We start from the raw sequence: 26,544 nt of genomic DNA, 5'->3' as shown, positions 1-26,544 counted from the left end.
ATCAGAAGCTATGCCACAGGCTTAACATCATCCATGACGACGTTATCCATAGCAGCTCGATTGATCTGGTGAACGTAGATAGAAAGGCGGATGGCCGTGCGCGACTCACCGTTAATGAGGATGTCGGAGAACACGGGCGCGCAGGAAATATCAAAACCGGTTGGGATCAAAAAACCGCGCGCGATAGCCACTGCCTTAATGGCCTGGTTGACCGCACCGGCGCCGACACACTGAATGTTGACGGGTACACCATCCTTGACCATGCCGGCGATGGCGCCGGCAACGGACGCGGGCGATGATTTGCTTGATACCTTCAGGCAATCCATGAAGAAACTCCTGCGTTTAAAAGTACGTTTTAACTGCAATAACTGTATCGTACCGAGTGGACTCGGTAAAGGCACTATTCCTCTTTGGCAAGATCGAAGGTCACAGTGATTCGATCACGCGAAACGCGAATCTTTGGATCGCCGCAAAGGTTGAGATAGTACCGGGCGGCAAGGCCATTAAAGTCGCGCTCCACAGCACGCGAAAACTGTGCCATATCATCCTTGGCAATACGTAGCCCGCGACGATCCTTTGCGAGATCGACAGGAGCCGGCGCATGCGAGGACGAATCACGCTCGCGCAGCAGACGCGCGGTCACACCGCGAACGGGCTTAATCTGCCCTGCCAAAATGCGATGAGCCGTGCGCTCGGACATCTCAAGACCCAAACCCGCACAGATACGGATAAAGTCCTCGGCATCAGAAGCAAGGCCTAAACGATCGATAACCGGAAGCTCGCTCTCGTCATCAATGAACAAGAGACGAGACGTATCAAGCCGACCTGACGCCTGAGCATAAAGGGTCGCGGCAATCTCAGACGGAGAGCCCAGATAGACATCGCAACCACGCAACTCCTCGAGCGCAAACTCACAAGCAGCGCGAATAATATTATGCGGACCGCGAGCACAGACGTAACGCCCGTCCTCATCCTTGACGGCCTGGGGCCAGCTGGACTGATCGGCACGCTCACTGAGGCGGTCGGCAGCAACGCTCACCTTGAAGGCTGAACCAAGATCGACGCCGGACGTGACCACACGGGCCTCGTCGGTGTTCTGCTTGATCGAAAACAATGCCATGCCACGACCGTGAACGCCCCAACGGTCCATCTTCATGCTCTCGAGCTTGGAGGTAACGCGGGCATCGAAGATTCGCTCTTGCATATCCTGCGGAACGCCCGAACCGTTATCCAGAAAGACAAGCGTGCGGACGCCATCTTCCTTGGTAGTGGCGAGATAGACCTTGTCGGCGCCGGCATCGCGAGCATTGCGGAGCATTTCTATGACGATATCCTCGACATGCTGAATGTCGTGCTTTGCCTGGCGCCGCTCAGCCTCCGAAACGCGGAGGCGGACATACCCCTCGCCAAGGTTCTCCTCGACGCGAAGGTTGCCCTCCCCCGACATCGACGCGATAAATGAGATGAGCTCGTTCGCGTCGCTCATGTTATTTAGCGATATCGACAGCGCGGCTCTCGCGAATCACGACGACGCGCACCTGACCGGGATACTCCATCTCTTCCTCGATCTGATGGGCGATATCGTGAGCCAGAACCGTGGACTGGGCATCGGAGATCTTGTCCGGCTGAACCATGACGTGGACCTCACGACCAGCCTGCATGGCATAGGTACGCTCGACGCCGTCATGGGAGTTGGCGATCTCCTCGAGCTTCTCAAGACGCTTGATGTAGTTCTCGGCAGACTCGCGACGGGCACCGGGGCGAGAGGCAGAGACGGCATCGGCGGCCTGTACCAGGACATCGAGCACCGTGTTGGGGTCGACATCGGCATGGTGAGCCTCGATAGCGTGGACGATAACGGGCTTCTCGCCATAACGGCGAGCAAGCTCGGCGCCGATGACGGCATGCGGGCCCTCGACGTCGTGGTCGATTGCCTTGCCCAGGTCATGCAGCAGGCCGGCGCGCTTAGCGGTCACAACGTCCAGGCCAAGCTCGGAAGCCATCACGCCGCACAGATCAGAGACCTCGAGGGAGTGCTGAAGCACGTTCTGACCAAACGAGGTACGGTAACGCAGGGCACCAAGGGTCTTGACGATTTCAGGGTGTAGGTCGTGGATGCCGGTATCGAAGGCAGCCTGCTCGCCAGCCTCACGCACGCGCTGCTGAACCAGGTCGGCAGCCTTGTGATACATCTCCTCGATGCGAGCGGGGTGAATGCGGCCGTCGGCGATGAGGTTCTCGAGGGCGACACGGGCGGTCTCACGACGGACCGGGTCGAAGCTCGAAAGAACGACGGTCTCGGGCGTGTCGTCGATCACGAGGTTGACGCCGGAAACCTGCTCAAAGGTCCGGATGTTGCGACCCTCGCGACCAATGATGCGGCCCTTGAGGTCATCAGAGGGAATATGCACGGAGGTAACGGTAACCTCGGCAGTGTGGTCGGCAGCGCAGCGCTGAATCGCCAGGGACAAGATCTCCTGGGCAGTCTTGTGGCACTCGGCGCGAACCTGCTGCTCGGACTCGCGAATGATCGTGGCGGCCTCGTGGGTGACCTCGCCGCGAACCTTATCGAGAAGCTCCTTGTGGGCGTCCTCGCGGGTAAGGTCGGCGATTCGCTCGAGCTCGGAGGTCTGCTTTGCGCAGAGCTCCTCGAGCTCACGGGAGCGTTTCTCGACCTGACCGGCCTGGCTGGACAGCTGATGCTCGCGCTTGTCGAGAGCGTCGTTGCGGCGGTCGAGGGATTCCTCGCGCTGCATCACGCGGTTCTCGAGCGTACGAATCTCGTTCTTACGCTGCTTGTCCTCGGCCTCGGCAGCTTGCTTGTTCTTGATGATCTCTTCCTTGGCCTCAAGCAGAGCCTCTTTTTTGAGGGTCTCGGCCTGACGCTTTGCATCACCGATCAAGGATTCAGCCTGTGCATGTGCCGACTGGATCTTTTCGTCGGCCTCGTGAAGACTACCCTGCTTGGCGGTGCGCATGTAGGCAATGGCGGCGATGGCACCCAAAACGATGCCAACGAGCGCTGCGATGATAGGCATGCTCACTCCTTTGTATGGATTCGTTACACAACAAAGCGAACCGTCCTTACGAACGGCTCGCGACATTTGAGTAATATGGGCGCAGCTTATGCGGGTCGGATACAGATAAACATATAAACAAACTCATCACAGATGAGCACATATCACAAAGCAAATGACAGTGTTTATCGTACGTTGAACCACAACAACTGTCAAATATATGGCCCCAGTACGGCGGCTAAAACGAGGTGAACGGCAGGGCTATAAAACGCATACGTCTAAAGCGCACATTCCTCGCATTAAGCATCGAGGCGCGCCTTAACGGCATCGGCGGCGATGTGATACGAGAAGCCCTTGCCCATCAAAAACCGAACCAGTTTTTCGAATCCGCGCGTCTCTGGAACACGCCGCTTGGCGAGCAGGGCTGACGCACGCGCCAAATCGTCTTCGACGGCAAAATAATCCTCGGGATAACCGGGAATGTCATCGAGCACAACATGACGGCGCTTGAGCTCGGTCTCGATTTTGCGCTGTCCCCAACCGCGCCGCTTGCGTTCCTCGATAAAGTACGAGCAAAAGCGGTTCTCGTCTAAAAAGCGATACTCGGTGGCGCGCTCGACGGCGAAATCGATCGCGGGATGGCGAAAGCCGTAGCAAGCCAACTTGTCACGGACCTCACCCGTCGTATGGTCGCGTCGCGACAACATCTCGGTCACCATGGTGAGAGCACATTTACGCTCGATGAGCTGAACCGCCTCACGAAAGTTATCCCAATCACAGGGAAAATCGGGGCGGTTTTTGACATACAGGCGCGCGACCCGCACGGGAATCCAAATGGACCGCTTAAAACCGCCCTCAAGCTCACAATCGATATGTGCGCAAGGCTTTTTGGACGCATATCCGCTCGAGAACGAGGTGGCCGCCTTCTTATCGGGAAAGACGACCGTGGCCTCGGTCACCGTATACGACATGAGCGCATCCGCTACTCGTCGTCATCATCGAGCATGGCGGACCCATCGATGGCGTAAAGCTCGTCGAACTCCTCGCCGGAAGGCTGATCCGCAGCCGGCTGATCGGTCAGCTCGACCTCGGACGGAGCATCGTCATCAAACTCAAGCCCGCAGGCAAGGCGAACCTTATGCTCAATCTCGTCGGCGCAATCGGGGTGTTCGCGCAGGAACGCCTTGGCGGCCTCGCGACCGTTGCCGAGCTTGTCCTCGCCATAGGCAAACCAGGAGCCCATCTTCTTGCAAATGCCGCACTCGACAGCCATGTCCAAGATCGAGCCCTCCTTAGAGATGCCTGTGCCGTACATGATGTCGAACTCAGCAGAACGGAACGGAGCTGCCACCTTGTTCTTAACGACCTTGGCGCGCACGCGGTTACCGATAACCTCGTCCTTAAGCTTAATGCTGTCGATGCGGCGAATGTCGATACGCACCGAGGAGAAGAACTTAAGGGCGCGGCCGCCCGTCGTGGTCTCGGGGTTGCCGAACATGACGCCGATCTTCTCACGCAGCTGGTTAATGAAGATGCACGTCGTGTTGGACTTGGACAGCGAGCCGGCGAGCTTTCGGAGCGCCTGGCTCATCAGGCGAGCTTGCAAGCCGACCGTGGTATCGCCGATCTCTCCCTCGATCTCGGCACGCGGAGTCAGCGCGGCGACAGAGTCGACGACGATGGCATCGATGGCGCCGGAACGCACGAGCATGTCAACAATCTCGAGCGCCTGCTCACCCGTATCGGGCTGGGAAATGAGCACCTCGTCGATATCCACGCCAATGCGCGCGGCATACGTGGGATCGAGCGCGTGCTCGGCATCGATAAATGCCACAACGCCACCCATTGCCTGGGCCTCGGCCAGGATCTCGAGCGAAAGCGTCGTCTTACCGGAGGACTCGGGACCGTAGATCTCGACGATACGACCGCGCGGCACACCGCCGATACCCAGAGCGGCGTCAAGTGCCAGAGCGCCCGTGGGAATGGCCTCGACCTCGAGCTCGGGGCCGCCGTCACCATACCTCATGATGGAACCTTGACCGAACTTCTTCTCGATCTCGGCCTTGGTGGTGGCGATCATCTCTTCGCGCTCTTTACCCGTCGTGGGTGCATGGACGGTACGTACGGGACCTGAATTCTTGGCCATGAATAGCCCTCCTCTTAACAACCTGCATCGATAATAAACGAACGGCTGTTCGTGGTCAACCGTTCAGACCAATCATATGCAGACAGTCTTTCCAAAACCCAACCAAACGCCGACCAAACACTGGCCAAATGCTTGACCACATAGGGCCAAATAAAAACAAGGAAGGAGAAAATACGCCTATGACCAGCACAAACGCCAAATGAGCCTAAGGTCCCTATCTCCACAATTAAGGGGCCCGAAGGCCCCTTAAAACACGTCTATTCCATAGAGTTAAGCACAAGGGCAATGCGTCCCAATGCCTCCGCGACCGCATGGGCACGAACACACGAACGGTCGCCCTCATGGTGGCAGCGCACAGAGTCCACGAACGGCACTTCCCCATCAGCCGCGCGATACGTCCAGCCAATATAGAAAGTGCCAGCCGGATCGTCCTCAGTGCCGCCGCCGGGGCCGGCATAACCCGTTGCGCTCACTGCAATATCGCTCTGGTACAGCTCCAGCGAACCAGCCGCCATCTCGCGCGCGGTCTGATGCGACACCGCGGTATAGCGGTCGAGCGTCTCCTGCTCAACATCCAGAACGCGATGCTTGATCTCATCGCAGTAGGTCACCGCACCGCCACGCAGCACCGCCGAGGCACCCGGGATATCGGCGATCGTCGAGGAGATCATACCTGCCGTCAGCGACTCAGCCGTCGAAACCGTCACGCCCCGAGCGCTCGCGCGCTCGACAATATCGCGCGCCAGCTCCTCGTTATGAGCGGAAATCTGCTCAAAAGAGTCCGTCATACCCACCAGGACCTAGACCGAAAAGACGATCTTGCGGCAGTTCCAGAAGTACTGGGCACCCGAGATAACGGTCAGGACAACGGCAACGGCGTACAGGAAGCGCGATAAAGAGTAGATGCCGAGCGTCAGCGCCACCGGGCCAAGGTGCAAGCCGGCCATCGCAAAGACGCACAGGTAACCGCAGATGGAGACCATCGTGGTCGCCGTCTTGTACTTGCCGAGCTTATCGGCGGCAACGACCACACCGGCCGCACTCGCGACCATGCGCAGGGCGCTCACCAGCAGCTCGCGGAACAGGATGATGAACACCGACCACACGGTTACGGCACCAAAGTCCAAGAACAGCAGCAGGGCCGAGAACACGAGCAGCTTATCGGCGATGGGATCCAAGAACTTACCGAAGTCGGTAATCTCGTTGCGCGAACGAGCCAAGTAGCCATCAACCTTATCGGTGCACGACAGGATGACGTACAGAATAAAGGCGGCGGCGGCGAGCGGGCCGTCGAAGGTGCTCCAATCCGTACCGGCAACGCTCGTGTGAGACAGCGCCGACACGATCATGAACACCGGGATAAAGACGATGCGCACGCACGTCACGATATTGGCGGGCGTCCAGACACTCGTCAGTTCCTTATTGCTCTCGTTAGCCACAACGCGCTCCTACTCCACAACATGACCGATAAGCTCATAGCAGAAGCTATCGGTAAACTCGACGGTCAGAATATCGCCCACAGATGCCTCGCTGGCATCCAGATGCACCGCGCCATCGGAATCGGGCGCCTGGAACCAAGCATGGCCAATCAGCTCGGCACCGTCCTCGGTCTCTTCGATACCGTCGACGATCACCTGGGCGCGCTCGCCCACATGTGCGGCGGTGGCGGCAAAACCGAGCGACTCGGCCAGGTCCATGGCCTCCTGGGCGCGCTCGAGCTTGACCTCTTCGTCGAGCTGACCCTCCATCTTGGCGGCCAGGCTGCCCTCCTCACGCGAGTAGGCAAAGACGCTCGTGTAGTCAAAGCCGACGGTGTCCATAAAGTCGATAAGGTCGCGGAACTCGTCGTCAGTCTCAGTCGGGAAGCCGACCATGGCCGTGGAACGGATCACGATGCCGGGGATGCGCTCACGCAGATCGCGGAACAGGTCCTCGAGCTCCTGGCGCGAACCGGAGCGACGCATGGCCTTGAGTATGCGAGCATCGCAGTGCTGCACGGGGATATCAATATAGGGCAACACCTCGGGCGTATCGCGAATGGTCTCAATGAGCTCATCGGTCATGCCCTCGGGCTGCAGGTAGAGCACACGGACCCAGACGTTCTGCGGGCGCACGGCCTCGGCGACTGCGCGCAGCAGCTGCGCCAGATTGCGCGGCGAACCCTCGACGACGTCCTCGTCGGCAAAGTCGGTGCCCCAGATGCCCGTGTCCTGACCGATCAGCACGATCTCTCGCACACCGCCGGCAACCAAGTCGCGCACCTCGGAAATAATGCTCTCGGCATTGCGCGAGTGATAACGACCGCGGATATATGGGATCATGCAGAAGCTACAGAAACGGTTGCAGCCATCGGAAATCTTGACGTAGGCGACAGCGCCCTCGACAGTGCGCTTGACCTGCGGAATATAGGCGGCGGTCTCACGCTCGACACCCAGCACGCCATCGATGACCGCCACGATGCCGTCCTCCTCGTCAGCCTTCACAAAGGCAGCGACCTCGGGCAGCTCGTCAGGCAGGTCGTCGCCATAGCGCGACGGCACGCAACCGCACATGACGATGGAACAGGAGCGAACGCCGTCCTGCACCTCGTTGGCGAGCTCGAGCGTGGTCTCGATGCTCTCAGACGTTGCGGAGGCGAGGAACGAGCATGTATTGACAATGGCGATATCGGCTTCCTGCGGGTCGAATGCCTCCTCGTAGCCTGCGGCGGTCAAAAGAGAACGCATGCGGTCGGTGTCAACCTCGTTCTTAGCGCACCCGAGGGTGATGTAGAGCACGGAGCCCAACGGTGTATCCATGTTGGAGAGCGGTCCTTTCGAATGATATTAGCGGTAGTTGGTGAACTGCAGCGGCTGGCCGTAGTCCTGGTCGCGCAGGAACTGAATCACGGTCTGCAACGCGTCCTTCGAAGCAGAGGAAACACGCAGCTTGTCGGCCTCGATGGTCACCTTGACCTTGAGCTTTTGGTCCTTGATGTCCTTGTTGATCTTCTTGGCGGTCACCTGGTCGATACCCTCGACGATATGGCCGAGCACGCGCACGGTGCCGCCCGATGCCGCCTGCGGAGCATCCCACGAGACAGCCTTGAGGTCGATGCCGCGCTTGATGAGCTTGGAGCTCAGCACGTCGATAATCTGCTTGGAGACAAAGTCGGCCGGGGCGTTGATCGTAAAGAGCTTGTCGCCCTTCGAAAGCTCGATCGTGGCGCCAGAATCCTTCAGGTCATAGCGCTGGGAAATCTCGCGCGTGGTCTGCTGGAAGGCGTTGTCGACCTCTTGCATGTTGACCTCGGACACGACGTCGAAGCTGGAATCTTTAGCCATAATGTTTCCTTTCGCGTACGAGCGGCTTAGTAGCTATCGTACGAATAGTCGGTAGAATCGGTGGGCGTCTGACCGTCAGTTGCGGTATCGGCGCCATCCGTGGACTGGGCATCGATGCCGTCGGTGGTGTCGGCACCATCAGAACTTTCACCATTCTCGGAATCAGTCGTCTCCTTCTTGGGAACGGTGATCGTCACACGCGCCACGCCCGAAGTCTTGGTATCGTAACGGACCTTTTCGCCGTTCTTGGTAACGGTGACATCGGAAGGCTTGGACGTGGTGATCTCGATCGAGGACTCGGGCGTGTACTCCTGCTCAAAGGGGCCAGTCGCCTGGGCGCCATAGACCGACTTTCCATCGACCTTGACCTCAATCCACGCGGTCTTTCCCTTGGCAACGGAGACCTTGACCTTCGTTACCTCGTTCTCTTCCTTTTTAGCCGTCGTCTTGGTGGCGTCCGAATCGGTCGACTCATCCGTCGCCTCATCGGTGTCTTCGTCCTCGTCGACCGTTTCGGTCTTCTTAGAAGACTTCTTGGTCGTCGTCTTGGTAGCAGTGGGCGTCTCGGGCGTGGTCTCGGGCGTCGAAGATGCGCAGCCGCGCAGAAGTACCACGATGAGCACGATCAGCAGCAGCGTCACGGCACCGATGCCAGCGTAGACGATACGCGGATCGAGCCCGTTGTTTTGAGGAGTACGAGATCCGCCGCGTCCACGACTGGAACTGCTGCGGCCGCCTCCCTGAGGCATACGACCACGATTGCTATCGGAACGACCACGATAGCCACCCTGGCCCTGAAGGCCGCGCTGACCCGAGCGGGGCGCAAGTTCACCGCGGCCTTGATAGCCACGCTGGCCCGAACGCGGAGCCGAAGGGCGCTGGCCACACGGCTGAGACTGAGAGCGAAGGCGCGGCGTCACCTGCGTGGTATCGGCATCCGCATAGCCAACGCGAGAGCGTCCGGTGGAGACACCACGGTAACCGCGATCGGAATAGCCGCCGTCGCCGTAGCCGGCACGAGGGTCGCGCGCCACGCCGCGGGCAGCGGGGAGTGCACGGTCCTCGGGCATCGGCGCACTGCGGAACCGGTCACGCTGTGAGCGAATCTCCTCGCCCGAACCCGTCTCGGTAATATAACCGGCCTGCTGAGGACGCTGTCCATAGCGAGTCGAACGACCGCCCTGAACCATCAGAAAGCGCCCGTTATCAACCGAGGAACGCGAATTGACGTAGCCGGCGGCGTCCTGAAAACGACCGCCCTGCTGCGACGTCTCGCGTTCGTATGCCATCAGGTCGTCAAAGTAGGCATTGACGACCTCGCGCGGATTGAGGCCCAAAAAGCGAGCATAGCTCGAAATCATGCCCTGCGCATAGCCGCGCGGCGGCATCGAAGCAAAGTTACCGGTCTCGAAAAACTCGATGATCTGCGGCCTGATTTTGATGGTGTTGGCGACTTGCTGAATGGAAAGGCCCATTCGGCGACGCTGCTCGAGCAGCATGTCACCAAAGCGTGCAGCCATCAGAATCCTCCAAACTCACGATCTTCACGTGCCATCTCGGCGTCGACAGATTCCAGTGCGGCAAGCCCCTCCTCGTCCAACAGGACCTCGCGCGGCTTAGAACCGTCGGGCGGGCCGACGACACCCTTTTCTTCCAGCATGTCCATAATACGCCCGGCGCGCGCATAGCCAACCTTCAGACGACGCTGCAGGCCAGATGTGGAGCCAAGCTGCGAATCCACCACAATATGGGCGGCTTCCCAGATGAGCGGATCATCGTCTTGCGGCTCGGCGACTCCGGTGCGGACAATGCCGCCGCCACCCGCCATGGACATGGAAGCGGGCGCCACGGCAGACAGGATCTCCTCGTGGTAGTCGGGCTCGCTCTGCGACTTGACGAACTCGACAATCTCGTTGATTTCGTCGTCCGAAACAAAGCAGCCCTGGATACGGCGAGGCTTGCCCCAGTCGACCTTGGAGAACAGCATGTCGCCCAAACCGGTGAGCTTTTCGGCACCCATCTGGTCGATGATGACGCGCGAGTCGATGCCCGTGGCGACGTTAAAGGCGATGCGGTTGGTGATGTTGGCCTTGATGAGACCTGTCACCACGTTGGAGCTGGGGCGCTGCGTGGCCACGATAAGATGAATACCGGCGGCACGGCCCAGCTGAGCGATACGAACGATCGACGCCTCGACATCCTTGCCGGCGACCATCATCAGGTCCGAAAGCTCGTCGATGATGATGACCAAGTAGGGCATCTTTTGCGGCGGGTTGTCGTAATGTTCAAACTCGCCGGCGGCCTGCTTTTCGTTGTAGTTCGAGATCTTACGCACGTTGAGACGCTCGAAGACCTTCAGGCGACGCTCCATCTCGGACACGGCCCATTGCAGAGCGCTCGCGGCTTGCTTGGGCTCGGTCACCACGGGCACATAGAGATGCGGCAGACCGTTATAGCCCGCAAGCTCGACGCGCTTGGGGTCGACCATGATCAGGCGAACGTCCTCGGGAAGCGCACGCATGAGCAGGGTCGTGATGATGGAGTTGATCATGACCGACTTACCGGAGCCCGTGGTACCGGCAATCAGCAGGTGGGGCATCTTGGCGAGGTCGGCGACGACCGGCGTGCCCTCGGCGTCGCGGCCGATGGCGAGCTCGAGCGGACCGCCCTTCACATAGGGCAGCACGTCGCCCAGGTTGACGTTCTGTCGCTTACGGTTGGGAATCTCGATGCCCACGAGCGAGGTGCCGGGAATCGGGGCAAAGATACGCACCGACTGGGCAGCGAGCGAAAGCGCGATATCGTCCTCGAGGCTCGAAATCTTGCTCACGCGCTCGCCCTCGCCAGGTTGCAGCTTAAAGGTCGTAACCGTAGGGCCGGCGATCCAGCCGACCACGCGGGCACTGCGGCCAAACTCAAGCAACGTGGACTGCAGCGACTCGGCAGTCTGTTCAAGCTCCTTGTCCGAAGACGTGGCGGAAGCCGACTGCGGGTTGGCATGCAGGATCTCGAGCGGCGGAAGCTTGAGGCCATCCCCTTCTTCGCCCTCGTTATCTGCAGCGTCGTCGTCCACTCCCCCATCACGAGCCGCAGCCGATTCGACAGCACTCGAGGCAGCGCTATCGGCAACCTTGGGATGCTTCAAGAAGTCGGGAATCTGAGGTGCGGCCGAGACAGGATTCACGGCAAACGGCGGCTCGGACTCGTCAATCTTATCGGGGTCGTCTTCCATCGAAAGCTGACCGGTTACCTGGTCGCGCTTTACATGGCGACGCGGCAGCAAAGTTGTCTTTGCGGTCTCAATCGGAGCCTCGTCGTCCTCGTTATCGCCCTCGGTGAGCTCAATCTCACTCTCGGACCAAGACGGATCGGGCTCACTCGTATTGAGCTTGGGCGCAGCCTTGCCCTTCTTGGCATGACGGCGCGGCAACAGCGTTGTCTTGGCCCGCTCGGCCTCCACGGCCTCAGACACGTCGACAAACGGATCTTCGTCCACGTCGTCATCGTCCAAAACCGGGTCCGCATCGTTGCCCATGACCGTGGTCATGGCGGCATCAGAGCCCTTTTGACGAAGAATGCTCAGATGCGGACGGGCGACACCAGGCACCGACAGGGCCTCATCGTCACCCCACGGGCTCGCGTTAACATCGGCACGACGGCGTTCGGCAAAATCTGCCGCACGATCGCGGGCAGAGCGCAGCACGCCGCCCACCGAAAAGCCAATGATAACCAAGCCCACGACGACAAGGCCCAGCAGGACTACCATCGCAATAGGCTTACCCAGGGCATTCTGCAGCGCACTCGCAATAAACGCACCGATGTAGCCACCCGAGGCGGACAGATTTTGCGGCGTAAACATGAGGTCACACGAGTCGCTCGTACCCGGCACCATCAGCGAAAGAATGGAGACGACGGCGATAAAGACCACAGCGCCGCCCGCAACAGAGCGCACGTTGAGCGGCGAGTCCTCGCCTAAAAAGAGCGTGGCGGCAAACAGCAAGATGACGATCGGCAACACGTAGGCGCCCAGACCAAAGCCTAAGTGGTAGAAACCGGCAACCGCAGCTGTAACGGGTGCAGTCGCCGGCGAAATCACGGCAATAAAGGACGCAATCGCCAAAACGGCAATGACCACGCCGGCGATATCGCGATTGGCCGAAGGCTCGACCAAGGGCTCAAAATCGTCGAAGTCTGCCTCGTGGCCCTTATTGGCACGCAGATGGGAACCGGCACCCTTAGCAGATGCCGGTTGGTTATTGGCCTTATTGCCTTTGGCGTTTTGTGCAGATCCGCGCGCCAAACTAAACCTCCATGACGACCGGGATGATCATCGGACGGGTGCGCGTACGACTCCAAATAAAGTTGGAGAGCGAATCGCGCACGGCCTTGCGAATGGCATCGGAGCCGCTGCTCGTAAAGCTAAACTTGCCCTTCTCGATCGTCTTCATGATGGACGCGGAGGCATCCTCGGAGAACTGGTCGTCGATGGCAAACGAAACACCGCGGCCCGAGAACTCGATGGCCTCGATCTTCTTGTGCTTGAGCGAGACGATGGCAACAGCGGTAACCATACCGTCGTTGGCGAGCTTCTGGCGATCGCGCAAGACGATGGGGTCGGTATCGCCGATACGCAGGCCGTCGACGTAGACGACGCCGGACTCGACGGGCGTACCGCGCTTGACGATACCGCCGCGCATCTCGAGCGTGTCACCGTTATCGAGGATAAAGATATGGTCGTCCTTGAGACCCATCTTGCGGGCCAGCTGGGCGTGTGCCCGCAGGTGCACGGCCTCACCGTGAACAGGCATAAAGTACGTGGGCTTGGCCATGGCCATCAGGAGCTTGAGCTCCTCCTGGCTGCCGTGACCCGAGACGTGGACGAGAGCGCGGTTCTTATCCCACACGTCGCAGCCGAGCTTGGCCAGGCTGTTGACGACCTGCTGGACGGCCTTCTCGTTGCCGGGAACAGGAGTTGCCGAAAGGATAACGGTATCGCCCTCGTGGATGGAGAGCGTCTTGTGCTCGCCATTGGCCATGCGGGACAGGGCCGACAGCGGCTCACCCTGCGAACCGGTGCACATGACGACAATCTTGTCGTCGGGCAGGTTATCAATGTCGAAGGCATCGATGATATCAGCGTCGTCGATGTTGAGGTAACCCAGCTCACGCGCCACGCGGGTGTTCGTGAGCATGGAGCGACCGGTCACAACGACCTTACGGCCGCACTTGCGGGCGGCATCGCAGATCTGCTGCAGACGATGGATGTGGCTCGAGAACGACGCGACGAACACGCGACCCGGCGCATTCTTGATGGCGTGCAGCAGGTTGGGACCAACCTCGGCCTCGGACTTGGTAAAGCCGGGAACCGTGGCATTGGTAGAGTCGGAAAGCAGCAGGTCGATGCCCTGCTTGGCAAAGCGGCTGATAGCGGCATAGTCGGGCGTAACGCCGTCGATGGGCGTCTGGTCGAGCTTAAAGTCACCCGTGTGCATAACGGTGCCCTGATTGGTGCGGATGAACACGCCCAGAGCGCCGGGGATGGAGTGTGTCATCGAGAAGAAGTCGAGCGAGATGCCGCCGAGGTTGACATGGCTACCGCCCTTGACCTCGCGGAACTTGGGTGCGCGGATGCGGAACTCGGAAAGCTTTCCCTCGATGAAGCCGAGCGTCAGCTTGCTCGAGAAGATGGGCACCTTGTTGTTGAGGTCCTGCAGCAGGTACGGAAGCGAACCGGTGTGGTCCTCGTGACCGTGAGTGACGATGATACCGCGCAGCTTCTCCTCGTTCTCCAGGACATAGGTGTAGTCGGGAAGCACCAGGTCGATACCGGGCTGGGAGTCGTCGGGGAACATGAGGCCGGCGTCGACGAGCACCATATCGTCGCCGCACTCGAAGACCGTCATGTTCTTGCCGATGCCGTCAAGGCCGCCGAGCGGAATGATCTTCAAGGGAGATGATTTTTTAGCTGCCATAGGTAAGTGTGGTTTCCTTTCTTCGAAACGGGTCTGGAACAACCGACGGGGCGCTTCTGGCAAACCGACCGCCGGGAACGTACAAACATGCATCACAGAGTCGATGCAATAACCAAAATATGATACCCATTTGCACGAGCACAGACCACCCATGCATCAAAGCCCCATCCAAACCGGTCTATCCCGCCGGTTTCCCGTGGGGCGGGCACTGATGAAGTTTCCTGCTCTACAGTCCTGCTCACGACGGAGGCCACATTAAGTGGCCTCCTGTTCGTGCGGAACTCGCGATAAACTTCATCAGTGCCCGCCCCACGGGAAACCTACCAAAAAAGGACAGGTTTGTTTTGGTCGGTTTTATCTGGGAAGATGCTGCTGCGGCTATCTACAGATCTGAAATCTGACTACTAAATAGACTGTCTAACTGAATAGCGAGCGGCACTAACCAGCCCTTTTGCTTGCGACCGGGAGGGGCGCATATGAAGTTTATCGCGAGTTCCGCACGCAAAGGAAAGCACTTAATGTGCTTTCCGTCTTGCGCAGGACTGTAGAGCAGGAAACTTCATATGCGGCCCTCCCGGGCGCAAGCAAAAGGGCGACCCCTGTCCGGAGTCGCCCTTGGTGAGCTGATTGTGTGTAGCTGTTACTCGGCATCGTGGTGACGGCGGGGCTTGCGGCCTCCGTTATCGCCGGGACGGCGCGGACGGTCGCTGCGCTCGGAGCGCTCGCGACGCGGACGCTCACGGCGCTGGAAATGCTCGCCGTCGCCCTCGGAGGCACCCTCGGCGCGAGCCGGGGCCTCGGGCTTGTCAAGACGATCGAGCGAGATCTTGCCGCGATCGTCGACCTCGATGACGACGACCTTGACCTCGTCGCCAACGTTGAGGACGTCCTCAACCTTCTCGACGCGGCCCTTGGCAACGCGGGAAATGTGCAGCAGGCCGTCCTTACCGGGCAGCAGGTTGACAAAGGCGCCGAAGGGCTGGATGGAGACCACACGACCGGTGTACTCCTCGCCCGGCTCGGGAACCTTGATGATGAGCTTGATGCGCTCGACGGCCTGGTCCACGGACTCGCCGGTGCCGCCGACAAAGACGGTGCCGTCCTCCTGGATGTCAACCGAAGCGCCGGTCTCGTCCTGGATGCCGCGGATGACCTTACCGCCGGAACCGATGACGTCGCGGATCTTATCGGTCGGAACTTGGATGGAGACGATGCGCGGAGCGGTGCTGCGCGTGGTATGACGCGGCTCGGGGATCACATCGAGCATCTTCTGCAGGATGTACGCACGACCCTCCTTGGCCTGCTGCAGGGCGCGGGCCAGGATGTCGAAGGTAAGGCCGGTGGCCTTGTTGTCCATCTGCAGGGCGGTAATGCCCTCGGTGGTGCCGGTGACCTTAAAGTCCATGTCGCCCAGGAAGTCCTCGAGACCCTGGATATCCGACAGGACCACGGTCTTGCCCTCCTCTTGGATCAGGCCCATGGCGATACCGGAGACCGGGCGCTTAATGGGCACGCCGCCGTCCATAAGGGCGAGCGTGGAACCGCAGGTCGAAGCCATCGAAGAGGAGCCGTTGGACTCCATGACCTCAGAGACCACGCGGATGGCGTAGGGAAACTCGTTTTCGTCGGGGAGCACCGGGAGCAGGGCGCGCTCGGCAAGGTTGCCGTGACCGATCTCGCGGCGCTTGGGACTGCCCATACGACCGGTCTCACCGGTGCAGAACGGCGGGAAGTTGTAGTGGTGCATGTAGCGCTTGCCCTCGGTGGGCTCGATGGTATCCAGACGCTGGCCCTCGTTAAGCATGCCGAGTGACAAGACAGAGAGCACCTGGGTCTGACCGCGCTGGAACAGGCCGGAGCCGTGAACGAGCGGCAGGTAGTTGTCCTTCACCATGATGGGACGGATCTCGTCGGCGGCACGTCCGTCAACGCGCTCGCCGGTCTCGACGACCATGGTGCGCATGGCCTTCTTCTCGAGCTTCTTCAGCGCCACGGGAATCTCGCGCTCCCAAGCGGCCTGCTCCTCCTCGGTGAACTCGGCGCGGATGGACTCCTTCAGAGCCTCGACTTTGCCGATACGGGAGAGCTTGTCGGCGTCGCGCAGGGCGGCTGCCATCTCGTCGTAGTGGGCGAAGATGCGCTCCTGGACCTCCTCGACGGGCTGATCGAGCGGGTACTCCTTCTTGACGATGGCACCGTTGACCTGCTCCCACTCGGCGACGAACTCGTCTTGAGCCTGGCAGAAGGCGGCAAGGGCCTCCTGGCCAAACTTCATGGCGGCGAGCATGTCGTCCTCGGAGATCTCCTCGGCGCCGGCCTCGACCATCGAGATGAAGTCGGCAGAGCCGCCCAGCTCCAGGTCCAGATCGGAGTTCTCGCGCTCCTCGTAGGTGGGGTTGACGATAAATTCGCCGGTCTCCACGTTACGACCGATGCGCACGCAGGCAAGCGGGCCCTCGAAGGGCACGCCGCCGAGCGTCATGGCCAGAGAGGCACCCATAACGTTGATGACGTCGAAGGGGTTGACCTGGTCGGCGACGAGCGAGGTGGCGACGATGTGCACCTCGTTGCGGAAGCCGTCCGGGAAGCTCGGGCGAATCGGGCGGTCGATCATGCGCGCGGTGAGCGTGGCCTTCTCGCTGGGACGGCCCTCACGCTTAAGGTAGCCACCCGGGATGCGGCCAGCGGCGTACATCTTCTCGTTGAAGTCGACGGTCAGCGGGAAGAAGTCGTAGTTCTTGCGCTCCTTGGAGACGACCACGGTGTCGAGCATCGTGGTGTCGCCCTGCTTGACCAGGCAGGCGCCGGTTGCCTGCTTGGCAAGCTCGCCGGACTCGAAGGTGTAGGTCTTGCCGTACAGCTCAAAGGTCTTGGATACGAGTGTCATTGTTCTCCTTTACCCCACAGGCCCCTTGCCTGCGGGCTTCTCATGTGACGCGGGCCCCCTGCCCCCGCCACGCTTCAGAGCGTGATTGTTCACGCCCTTACACAAAAAGAGCGCCCCGCTGCGCAGGACGCTCTTAGCATGTACAAATCCTACTGGATGTTGTCGCGGATGCCCAGAGCCTTGATGAGCTCACGGTACTCGACGATGTCGTTCTTCTTGATGTAGGAGAGAAGACGACGACGGCGGCCGACGAGCATGAGCAGGCCACGACGGGTGTGGAAGTCCTTCTGGTGGGACTTCATGTGCTCGGTCAGCTCCTTGATGCGCTCGGACAGGATGGCGACCTGAACCTTGGGGTTGCCGGTGTCGACCGGGGTGTTACCGAACTGGGCAGTCAGCTCCGCCTTGCGCTCTTTGGAAACAGTCATTGTTTCACCTTTCGTTTCTTGTCGCCCGCGGGCGACACTATTCGCCTCGGACTGAGAAGCCGCCGGTGGAGCGAGCATCCAAGGTCGAGGTACCAACAGGTCGGTATGTTACCACAAGCAGCCCGCGCCTGCGCATCATCACCGACCCAACATGAATTCCATCGCACGGAGGCGCTGATCGGTGTGCGTCGCAGCCCACACATGCGAAAGCCCGAGCAAGAACGCCGCCGTATGCGGGTCGATTCGCTCGACCATGAGTGCATCGAAGGTCATGGACATGAGGGCGCGCAGCCACGCGACCTCACCGGTCGACACCAGCTCGGCACCCGGAACGCTCGACGCGCATGAGCCGCACATGAGGCCGCCCGCCTGGGGCGAAAAATACGACAGCATCGGGTCTCCGCACAGCACGCAGGCCGAAAAATCGGGTCGATAGCCAACGTGCGACAGCAGCTTAAAGACGTATGCCGTCACGAGCAGGTCCATATGTGCCGCGTCGAGCCCGCTGCCGACAAGTGTGAGCGCCCGCTGCGTGATGGCAAAGGTAAACGGATCCTCGGCGTCCTCGAACGAGCACACGCGCGCGACCTCGGCGATCGCGCTTGCGGCGCAGGTCGTCTCGTAATCGGGCGCGGCGCCGAGCGGCGCCTCCACAAGCTCGGCCTGGGAAACCACGTCGAGCGACCGTCCATGTGCGAGCAACATATCAACGGTACAGAACAGCTCGCAGCGCGCAGCTAGGCGTCCACCGGGTTTACGGGCGCCCTTTGCCACGGCGCGCACCTGCCGACCCCGCTCGTCAAGCATCGTCAGAATCAGATCGGTCTCTTTGAGTTTGGTCTTATCGAGAACGAGCACCTTCGTGCGATATGTCCGGGAGCCTGCCATGCGCGCCGCGCGTCCTTAATCTTCGGCGTTATAGCCAAAGCGGCGGATCTGCGCCTCGTCATCGCGCCAGCCGGCCTTGACCTTCACGTCGAGCTCCAAAAAGACCTGAGTGCCAAAGATACGCTCAAGGTCACGACGGGCATCGATGCCGATATGCTTAATCATCTCGCCGCCCTTGCCGATGATGATGCCCTTCTGCCCCTCGCGCTCGACGTAAATCGTGGCGTGCACGCGCAGCACCTTCTTGGTCTGCTCGAGCGCATCGCAAATCACGCCGACGGAATGCGGGATCTCGTCACGGGTGCGGCGCAAGACCTTCTCGCGCACGAACTCGGCAACGAGCGTCTCGTCGGAAGCATCGGTACCCATATCCTCGGGAAACCAACGCGGGCCTTCGGGCAAAAAGTGCGCAACGGTCTCGATGAAGGCATCGACGTTGAAGTTCTTGACCGACGACGTTACGATCTCGTCGTCATACTCCATCAGCTCGTGGGCGGCCTTGAGCTGCTCCATGACCTGTGCGGAGTCGGCCTCATCGGCCTTGGTAAGCACCAGGACCTTCTTGCAACGGGCGCATCTGACGCGCTCGGCAACCCAGGCGTCTCCCCTGCCGATCGGCTTGGTGGCATCAATCAAAAACGCGACGACATCGACATCGTTCAGCTCGAACAACGCGCTCTTGTTGAGCTCGGAACCCAGCCCGTCTTTGGGCTTGTGGATACCCGGGGTATCGACAAAGACCAGCTGGTAGCCGGGGCGATTGACGACGGCGCGCATACGGCGGCGGGTCGTCTGGGCAACCGGTGAGGTGATGGCGACCTTTTTGCCATAGCAGGCGTTGAGCAGCGTGGACTTACCGGCGTTGGGGCGGCCGACCAGGGCCACAAAGCCGCTGCGGAACCCGGGCTCAACGTCGCCAAAGCCCATGGGGGCGTCATCCTCGTCGCACAGGGCGTCGAGCTCCTCGTCGCTCATGCCCTCAAACGGGTCGAATTCCTCGACTTCCTCGAACCCATCAGTGTCCACCGCGCCCAGGGACTCGTCGTCCAGAGTTTCATCAGTAGGCTGCATATTGTCGGACATGGGAATCCCTTTCTAAATAAAGCCGAGCGCGTGGGCAAATACCAGCAAGCCCACAATCGCTGAGGTGATTGAAAGAACGTATACAGAAGCGGCGGCGATGTCCTTCGCACGCTTGGCCAGCGGATGGAGCTCCTGAGTCGCCAGGTCGACGATGGCCTCCATGGCGGTGTTACACAGCTCGCCATGAATCACCAAGCCACAGCAGATGATAATCGTGGCCCACTCGGCAATGTCGAGCCCCACGATGCAGCCGGCAATGACGGTGCACACGCCTGCCACGAGCATGACCTTAATGTTGCGCTCGGTCTTGACGGCGGTGACGAAGCCCTCCATGGCGTATGAGAACGACTTTAAAAAGGACGGATGGTCCTTGTTCGATCCAGGAATCATAAACGGCTCCTAGTCGTGGGCATGATTGGTGATGGGGCCGACGTGAACGAGTTTGGGGTTCTCGCCGCGCTCGAGCGCCAGATCGCGCAGGATAGCGTCCTCGCGGGCCTCCATGACCTCGGCCTCATCGTCCTCGATATGGTCATACCCCAGCAGGTGTAGCATGCCATGCACGAGCATCAGGCGGCACTCGTCGGCGGGGGTATTGCCAAAGCCGGGGGCCTGGTGGGCAATAACCTGCGGGGCCAAGATAATATCGCCGAGCTCGAGCGTCTCGTCAGCGGGAATATCCTCGTCAAAGGCCGAGTCGCATTCAAACGAGAGGACATCGGTGGTACGGTCGATACCGCGCCACTCGTGGTTGAGCTCGTGCATCTCGTCCTCATCGACATACGAAAGAGAAATCTCGACTTCACGCTCAACGCCCTCGGCGGCAAGCACAACCTCGCAGATATGCTCTACCTCCTGCGAGTCGAGCAGCGTATCGAGCTCGGCATCGTTGCTGATCAATACACTCAACGGGACTCCTTTCGGTCGCGCGAGCGCTGCTCGCGCACATCATCATAAGCATCGTATGCCTCGACGATACGACCCACCAGGGCATGGCGCACCACGTCGGCATGCTCCAGGTGTGCAAACGCCACATCGTCGACACGGCCTAAAATCCGCTCAACATCGGCAAGGCCGCCACGGCGACCCACCAGGTCGCGCTGACTCAGGTCGCCGGTAATCACAAACTTGGAGTTAAAGCCCAAGCGCGTCAGGAACATCTTCATCTGCTCGGGCGTGGTATTTTGTGCCTCGTCGAGTACCACGAAGGCATCGCTCAGCGTACGGCCGCGCATGTAGGCGAGCGGGGCAATCTCGATCACACCGTGTTCCATAAGCTCATCGGTGCGCTCGCGATCCATCATGTCAAAAAGGGCGTCGTAGAGCGGACGCATATACGGGTCGATCTTTTCCTCGAGGGTGCCGGGCAAAAAGCCCAGGTTCTCCCCCGCCTCGACAACCGGGCGCGTCAAGATTAGGCGACCCACCTCGTGACGCTTAAGCGCGGCGACGGCGAGCGCCATGGCCAGATAGGTCTTACCGGTACCGGCAGGACCCAAGCCAAAGGTGATGGTATGCGAGCGGATAGCATCCACATAGCGCTTTTGCCCGAGCGTCTTGGGGCGAATGACGCGGCCGCGATACGAAAGCAGCATGTCATCGCGAAGCGACGTAGCCTCGTGCTCACCGTCGCGCAAGACGGCTAGGCAACGCGAGACATCGTCGGCAGAAAGGGTACGGCCGGCCGCCGCCTCGCGAAAAGCATGTTCGAAAAAACGCACCACGAGCTCGACCTCGTCCGGGTCGCCGCTCACGGAGATGCTATCGCCACGGGCGACCACGTGGGCGCGAACCAAGCTCTCGAGCGCACGAAGGACGCCGTCGCCGGCGCCCAAAACGCGCGAGGGGTCAATTCCCTCGGGAACGGTAAGTCTAATCTTCGAGGCTTCCATGAACCTCCCTGCGTGCATGGACCAAGCCGGAATCATCGACTCCGATGATAGCAACATCGAGCAGGCACGGAGCTGTAAGTCCACGGGTATCGTCAAGACGGGCATGATGGAACGAGCCGAGTGTCAGGTTGTCACCATACTCGAGCACGGCGCGCTCAACGGTTCCCACGCGACGACGAGCGTCGGCAATGGCGAGCTCCTGAGCAGCCGCGCGCATGCGGCGGCTGCGCTCGGCCATGACCTCAGGTGGTACCTGGTCGGGCATGTCAGCGGCGAGGGTGCCGGGGCGCTTGCTATAGCGGAACACGTGCATGCGCGAAAAGCCCACGCGACGGCATAGCGCCAGCGACTCCTCGAACTCCTCATCCGTCTCACCGGGAAAACCGACGATAACGTCGCACGAAAGAGACGCCTGCGGCAGGTTGGCGCGAATCATACGCACCGTGTCCTCAAAGGCCTCGGCGCTATAGGGACGGCCCATGCGATGCAGGGTCGCCGTGCAGCCAGACTGCACGGGCAGGTGCAAAAACGGGGCGATACGCTGCGGATAGCGAGCCATAACCTTAAGCAGGCGCTCAGAGATATCCATGGGCTCGACTGAGGAAATGCGCACATGCGGAATAGACGTGCGCTCCATAATGGCCTCGAGCAGCTCATCGATTTCGACATGTTCATCGGTCGCGCTCTTGCCATCGTAGGCACCCAGATTCACACCGGTCAGCACCACCTCGGGCACGCCGGCCTCCTGGGCCTCGCGAACTTGCTCGAGCACGGACTCGACGGGCACGGAGCGCTCGGGGCCGCGTGCCTTCCACACAATGCAATAGGTGCAGCGATGGTTGCAGCCGTCCTGAATCTTCACGCCCAGGCGAGAGCGACCGAGTGCATCGACCACCTCGCCATCACTGCAGGCTGGAACACTATCGGACTCAACGCCCAGCACCTCGCAGACACGTTCGGCGACATCCATCTTGGACGGCTCGGCGATCACGCGATCCGAAAGCTCCAGCAGTTCCTCGGGATGCAAATTGACCACGCATCCGGTCACGACCACATAGGGGTCGTTTGGATGGGCCAGCGCATGACGGACGGCCTTACGGGTCTTGGCCTCGGCCTCGCCCGTAACGGCACAGGTGTTAATGACGATCAGATCGGCATCCTGGGGCTCCACCATGGCAAAGCCCAGGCGCATAAGATCGGCAGTGATACGGTCAGACTCAACCCGGTTGACACGACATCCGAGGTTGACGACGGAAATATGGGGTGCGAGCACGCGGGCTCCTTAATCGAGGATATCGTCGAGGGCACTCTTGATACGGTCGGTCACCGACTTCTTACCGGAAGCGACGTCATCGCCCATCTCATCGGCAAAAGCACGGAGCAGCTCGCGCTGCTTATTGGAAAGATTGGTGGGAACGACCACGCGCAGTTGCACGATCAGGCGGCCACGCGAACCGCCACCGCCAATGCGCGGCATGCCGTAATTATTGACGCTCACGGTGTCGCCGTACTGGGCACCGGCGGGAACCGTCACCTTAACGACCTCGTCGGGCATAATGCCCTCGACCTCGATCTCGCAGCCGAGCGCAGCCTGTGCAATCGAAATATCGCTCACGAGGTACAGGTCGTCACCGTTGCGCTTAAAGCGCTCGTGGTCGGCGACGCGCACGTTGACAATCAAGTCGCCCGAAGGCTCGCCGCGAAGGCCGGCCTCGCCAAAGCCGCTCACACGCAGCTGGCGACCGGTCGAAACGCCGGCGGGAATATCGATGTCGATCTTTTCATGCGAAGGCGTGCGGCCCTGACCGTCGCAGGTCTCGCAGGGATGGTCGATAACCGTGCCCTCGCCATGGCAGTCGGGGCAAGGCGAGGAGGACTGAACCTGGCCCAGGAACGAACGCTGGACCGTCGTGACATAGCCCGTACCGTGGCAGCGGCCGCACTGCTTTTCCTGTGCACCCTCGGCCCTACCGGTGCCATTGCAATCCTCACAGGGAGCAAGGCGGTCATAACTAATCGTCTTTTTGCAACCGAGCGCCGCCTCCTCAAGGGTCACCGAAAGAGAGATGGCCATATCGCGGCCGCGACGACGCTCACGACGGCTGCGGGCGCCACCGCCGGCACCGCCGCCAAAAAACGACGAGAACAAGTCGTCCATGCCCATGCCACCAAAGATATCGTTGATATCGACGTAGCCCGAACCACCAGGGCCGTCGACAGTGCCATAACGGTCGTAGTTAGCACGCTTCTGCTCATCGGAAAGAACGGAATAGGCCTCGTTGAGCTCCTTGAACTTGGCCTCAGCATCGGGGTCGTCCGAAACGTCCGGGTGTACGGTACGGGCCTTCTTTAGAAACGCGCGCTTAATCGTCCGCGCGTCGGCATCCTTGTCAACGCCAAGTACCTCGTAGTAATCCCTATTTTCCGACACGACCGAATCCTTCCAACTTTCATTATTGTCACAGTGCGTCCTATACCCAAGCTGGGCCGACCGCAAACAGAGGGTTTGATGTTATTGCATTTGATACGGCGAAAGCATGGCCCGTTGCGAGCAGCTCGCAAACCAAACAGACACGAGCGCGAACATGAAGCCGTTGGCAAAACCGTTGGCAAACTGCATCGCACCACGCTTCCACCACAGCAGGCTGCGATGAAGCACACCGTCCGAAAGCACCATGAACAGGCCCATGGTAAACGGAATAAAGCACATCACGGCAAAGGCCGAGAACACGCCCGAGATGGCCGACAGCACCAAAAACGGCGCCACAATGCCCATCAGGTAAAAACCGGTACGAGCTTTGCCTTCCAAGCGCTCGGCCTCAACATGGGCGCGGCCGACCAGGTCGCCGCCCGCGGCACCGTTGGTGCCAGCATGACCCATGCCGCTAATGCGGACCTCGTCGCTATCGTGCGTGCCGGCAGGAAACTCAATCGTCTGCTCGGAGGTTACGCGAGTACGACCGCTGCCACCGCAATCGGGGCAGGGGTCGGCCACGACCTTACCGGAACCGCCGCACTCGGGGCAGACCGACTGGAACGTGCCCGCACCAAACAGGAAGGACAGGTCAACGTCGATGTGGCCGCGGCCGCCGCAGCTCGGGCAGGTATGGGCATGCTCAGACGAAACGGAGCCCGAGCCGCCACAGTGGCCACAGGTGTCGAAGCGCGTGTAGCGGACGGTCTTGCGGGCACCGCCCTTGGCCTCCTTGGCGTCGAGTTTGATATCGACGACCACGTTGGCGCCGCTCTCGGGATTGTAGGCAGCCTGCCCACGACGCTGCTGGCCCCAGGCACCACCAAAGGGAAAACCGCCCTCAAAAGGATTGCCATAACCCGTGCTGCCGGCATAGCCGCCACCATAGGGCGAAGCCGTAGGAGCACCGGCAAAGGGATTGCCAGAACGCATGGCGTCGTAGCGCGCACGTTTTTGCTCATCCGAAAGCACGGCGTAGGCCTCGGAAACCTCTTTAAACTTTTCCTCGGCATCCGGCTCTTTGTTGACGTCCGGATGGAGCTTGCGGGCCTTTTGCTGAAAGGCCTTTTGAATATCACGCGAGGTGGCGTCCTTGGAGACGCCCAGGATCTCGTAGTAATCTTTTTCGTTCATCGTCGCCATGCGCGGCAACCTCCTGCTCACAGCAGCGTATATATTCCGGTAATTCTACCCGAGCGGCTTAAGCTAGATCCCAAAACAGCTCGAACAGAACATTTCCATCGAGCCAGCCCAGGTGGGTCGGCGCCAGACGAGCGCGAACGCGGCCCGAGACGACATCTGCCGAAGTAAAGGGTCCCTCATGGACCCCGAGCGCCTCGGGCAACCAAGTGGCAAGACCCAATTCGAGCGCGCGATCGCAGGCAGCTGCCAGCTCGCCCGTTGGGATGACGCAAGCTGCACGAACCAACAGGTCGGACGCAACACCGCGCGTCATGCGACAAGCGAGCATCAGGTCTTCGGCCGCAGCCTCGCGCTGCGACAGATATTCGGCCTCGAACGCCGTCGCGTCATCGTCGCGCTGAACCAAGCGCACACGGTACGCATCGCCTCGAGAAGGCGCGCCAGGGAACAACATAGCCAGGTGATCGAAATCCTCGGCATCGAGCATACCCGCGGCAGAGCGTCCTAGACCCAAATAGCCCTGTCCAGTCCAATAGGCAATGTTATGGGCGCACTCATGGCCGTCGAGCGCGTAGCTCGCCACCTCATACGGGTGATAGCCGGCGGCACCCAGGAGCTCGTGTGCCACGTCCATGCATGCGGCCTGAAAATCCTCATCAGGCTCGAGCGACTCGTCACGGCACGCCATGCGATAAAGGGGCGTCCCCTCCTCGAGCGTGAGCGGGTAGACCGACACATGATGCGGAGCCGCCGCCAGCACGCCATCGAGTGTGCACTGCCAACTCGCCGCCGTCTGCCCGGGAAGGCCACACATAAGGTCGCACGACACATCGAGACCAGCGTCCTTCACCGTCGCGATAGCCGCAAGTGCCCGATTAGCATCGTGAATGCGGCCAATAGCAGCCAGCTCGATATTGTCGAGGGTTTGCACGCCCAGAGAAATGCGCGTGAAACCCGCCTCGGCAAGCGCCGGGGCGAGCTCAGCGGTCAACGACTCAGGATTTGCCTCGCAGGTAAATTCAACGGGCTTGCACCACATGGAGATACGACGGGCAAGTTCTACCAGGCGCTCCCCTGCCAGCGACGGCGTGCCGCCGCCTACGTAGACTGTGCGGATCTGCCTGAGTGCCCCAGCGTTGCCAAAGGCATCGAGCCGCGCATACAGCTGCTCAAAATAGGCATCGAGCGCAGCGTCCAGGTCGCACGGGGCAAAGCTGCGCGAGTCAAAGTCGCAATAGCGGCATTTTTGAGCGCAAAACGGCACGTGCACATACAGCGCGGTAACGGACACC

Annotated in this window: 23 protein-coding genes; all 23 read right to left on the bottom strand. The window is 60.4% G+C overall.

What is annotated here, in order from left to right:
* Positions 1 to 8 precede the first annotated feature (8 nt).
* The gene (locus DW732_RS03595; protein WP_006235982.1) at positions 9 to 326 is read right to left on the bottom strand and encodes a stage V sporulation protein S; all 318 of its coding nucleotides are present in this window, start codon (positions 324 to 326) and stop codon (positions 9 to 11) included.
* A 74-nt stretch (positions 327 to 400) separates the two neighbouring features.
* Positions 401 to 1,486 carry an ATP-binding protein gene (locus DW732_RS03590; protein ID WP_118098788.1) on the bottom strand — a complete coding sequence of 362 codons (1,086 nt, stop codon included), beginning with the start codon at positions 1,484 to 1,486 and terminating at the stop codon, positions 401 to 403.
* A 1-nt stretch (position 1,487) separates the two neighbouring features.
* The gene (rny, locus tag DW732_RS03585) at positions 1,488 to 3,038 is read right to left on the bottom strand and encodes a ribonuclease Y (RefSeq protein ID WP_089573375.1); all 1,551 of its coding nucleotides are present in this window, start codon (positions 3,036 to 3,038) and stop codon (positions 1,488 to 1,490) included.
* 278 nt (positions 3,039 to 3,316) lie between these two features.
* Positions 3,317 to 3,988 (bottom strand): regulatory protein RecX, encoded by a 672-nt coding sequence (locus DW732_RS03580; RefSeq protein WP_118098786.1) that lies wholly within the window; start codon positions 3,986 to 3,988, stop codon positions 3,317 to 3,319.
* A gap of 11 nt (positions 3,989 to 3,999) precedes the next feature.
* Positions 4,000 to 5,163 (bottom strand): recombinase RecA, encoded by a 1,164-nt coding sequence (gene recA, locus DW732_RS03575; protein ID WP_304485477.1) that lies wholly within the window; start codon positions 5,161 to 5,163, stop codon positions 4,000 to 4,002.
* A 257-nt stretch (positions 5,164 to 5,420) separates the two neighbouring features.
* Complete coding sequence (locus DW732_RS03570; protein ID WP_118098784.1) at positions 5,421 to 5,951, bottom strand: CinA family protein; 531 nt, start codon at positions 5,949 to 5,951, stop codon at positions 5,421 to 5,423.
* 12 nt (positions 5,952 to 5,963) lie between these two features.
* Entirely contained in the window at positions 5,964 to 6,512 is a 549-nt protein-coding gene (gene pgsA, locus DW732_RS03565) for a CDP-diacylglycerol--glycerol-3-phosphate 3-phosphatidyltransferase (RefSeq protein WP_233505045.1), read from the bottom strand.
* A 99-nt stretch (positions 6,513 to 6,611) separates the two neighbouring features.
* Complete coding sequence (gene rimO, locus DW732_RS03560) at positions 6,612 to 7,961, bottom strand: 30S ribosomal protein S12 methylthiotransferase RimO (RefSeq protein WP_118098782.1); 1,350 nt, start codon at positions 7,959 to 7,961, stop codon at positions 6,612 to 6,614.
* Between the two features lie 27 nt (positions 7,962 to 7,988).
* Complete coding sequence (locus tag DW732_RS03555; RefSeq protein ID WP_118098780.1) at positions 7,989 to 8,486, bottom strand: YajQ family cyclic di-GMP-binding protein; 498 nt, start codon at positions 8,484 to 8,486, stop codon at positions 7,989 to 7,991.
* A gap of 26 nt (positions 8,487 to 8,512) precedes the next feature.
* Positions 8,513 to 10,006, bottom strand: coding sequence for a RodZ family helix-turn-helix domain-containing protein (locus DW732_RS03550; protein ID WP_118098778.1), 1,494 nt, complete (start codon positions 10,004 to 10,006; stop codon positions 8,513 to 8,515).
* Positions 10,006 to 12,786 carry a DNA translocase FtsK gene (locus DW732_RS03545; RefSeq protein ID WP_233539348.1) on the bottom strand — a complete coding sequence of 927 codons (2,781 nt, stop codon included), beginning with the start codon at positions 12,784 to 12,786 and terminating at the stop codon, positions 10,006 to 10,008. The genes DW732_RS03550 and DW732_RS03545 overlap by 1 nt, the downstream gene beginning before the upstream one ends.
* Before the next feature lies 1 nt (position 12,787).
* A complete protein-coding gene (locus tag DW732_RS03540) occupies positions 12,788 to 14,458 on the bottom strand; it encodes a ribonuclease J (RefSeq protein ID WP_089573381.1) in 1,671 nt (556 codons plus the stop codon).
* 640 nt (positions 14,459 to 15,098) lie between these two features.
* Positions 15,099 to 17,345, bottom strand: a complete 2,247-nt coding sequence (locus tag DW732_RS03535; RefSeq protein ID WP_117779073.1) for a polyribonucleotide nucleotidyltransferase — start codon at positions 17,343 to 17,345, stop codon at positions 15,099 to 15,101.
* A 149-nt stretch (positions 17,346 to 17,494) separates the two neighbouring features.
* Entirely contained in the window at positions 17,495 to 17,773 is a 279-nt protein-coding gene (rpsO, locus tag DW732_RS03530) for a 30S ribosomal protein S15 (RefSeq protein ID WP_035138510.1), read from the bottom strand.
* 138 nt (positions 17,774 to 17,911) lie between these two features.
* Positions 17,912 to 18,661: a DNA repair protein RecO gene (gene recO / locus DW732_RS03525; RefSeq protein ID WP_118098776.1), complete on the bottom strand. Its 750-nt coding sequence runs from the start codon at positions 18,659 to 18,661 to the stop codon at positions 17,912 to 17,914.
* Positions 18,662 to 18,676: 15 nt separating this feature from the next.
* Positions 18,677 to 19,744 carry a GTPase Era gene (era, locus tag DW732_RS03520; protein WP_199569731.1) on the bottom strand — a complete coding sequence of 356 codons (1,068 nt, stop codon included), beginning with the start codon at positions 19,742 to 19,744 and terminating at the stop codon, positions 18,677 to 18,679.
* Between the two features lie 12 nt (positions 19,745 to 19,756).
* On the bottom strand, positions 19,757 to 20,134 hold the full coding sequence (locus DW732_RS03515; protein WP_118098775.1) for a diacylglycerol kinase family protein: 378 nt from the start codon (positions 20,132 to 20,134) through the stop codon (positions 19,757 to 19,759).
* A gap of 9 nt (positions 20,135 to 20,143) precedes the next feature.
* Complete coding sequence (gene ybeY, locus DW732_RS03510) at positions 20,144 to 20,653, bottom strand: rRNA maturation RNase YbeY (RefSeq protein ID WP_118098773.1); 510 nt, start codon at positions 20,651 to 20,653, stop codon at positions 20,144 to 20,146.
* Complete coding sequence (locus DW732_RS03505; RefSeq protein WP_118098771.1) at positions 20,650 to 21,636, bottom strand: PhoH family protein; 987 nt, start codon at positions 21,634 to 21,636, stop codon at positions 20,650 to 20,652. Before DW732_RS03505 ends, ybeY begins: the two co-directional genes overlap by 4 nt.
* Complete coding sequence (locus DW732_RS03500) at positions 21,617 to 22,909, bottom strand: MiaB/RimO family radical SAM methylthiotransferase (RefSeq protein WP_117794438.1); 1,293 nt, start codon at positions 22,907 to 22,909, stop codon at positions 21,617 to 21,619. Before DW732_RS03500 ends, DW732_RS03505 begins: the two co-directional genes overlap by 20 nt.
* A 9-nt stretch (positions 22,910 to 22,918) precedes the next feature.
* Positions 22,919 to 24,067 carry a molecular chaperone DnaJ gene (gene dnaJ, locus DW732_RS03495; RefSeq protein WP_117735180.1) on the bottom strand — a complete coding sequence of 383 codons (1,149 nt, stop codon included), beginning with the start codon at positions 24,065 to 24,067 and terminating at the stop codon, positions 22,919 to 22,921.
* An 81-nt stretch (positions 24,068 to 24,148) separates the two neighbouring features.
* Positions 24,149 to 25,252 carry a DnaJ domain-containing protein gene (locus DW732_RS03490; RefSeq protein WP_199569728.1) on the bottom strand — a complete coding sequence of 368 codons (1,104 nt, stop codon included), beginning with the start codon at positions 25,250 to 25,252 and terminating at the stop codon, positions 24,149 to 24,151.
* Positions 25,253 to 25,310: 58 nt separating this feature from the next.
* Positions 25,311 to 26,543, bottom strand: coding sequence for a radical SAM family heme chaperone HemW (hemW, locus tag DW732_RS03485; RefSeq protein WP_118098769.1), 1,233 nt, complete (start codon positions 26,541 to 26,543; stop codon positions 25,311 to 25,313).
* Between the last annotated feature and the right edge of the window lies 1 nt (position 26,544).

Origin of the sequence: Collinsella sp. AM28-11LB (assembly GCF_003469895.1) — a bacterium.
In the GTDB taxonomy this organism is placed as follows: Bacteria; Actinomycetota; Coriobacteriia; order Coriobacteriales; family Coriobacteriaceae; genus Collinsella.
The sequence above is the reverse complement of the archived record's forward strand: the minus strand, read 5'-3'. Positions and strand labels throughout refer to the sequence as shown.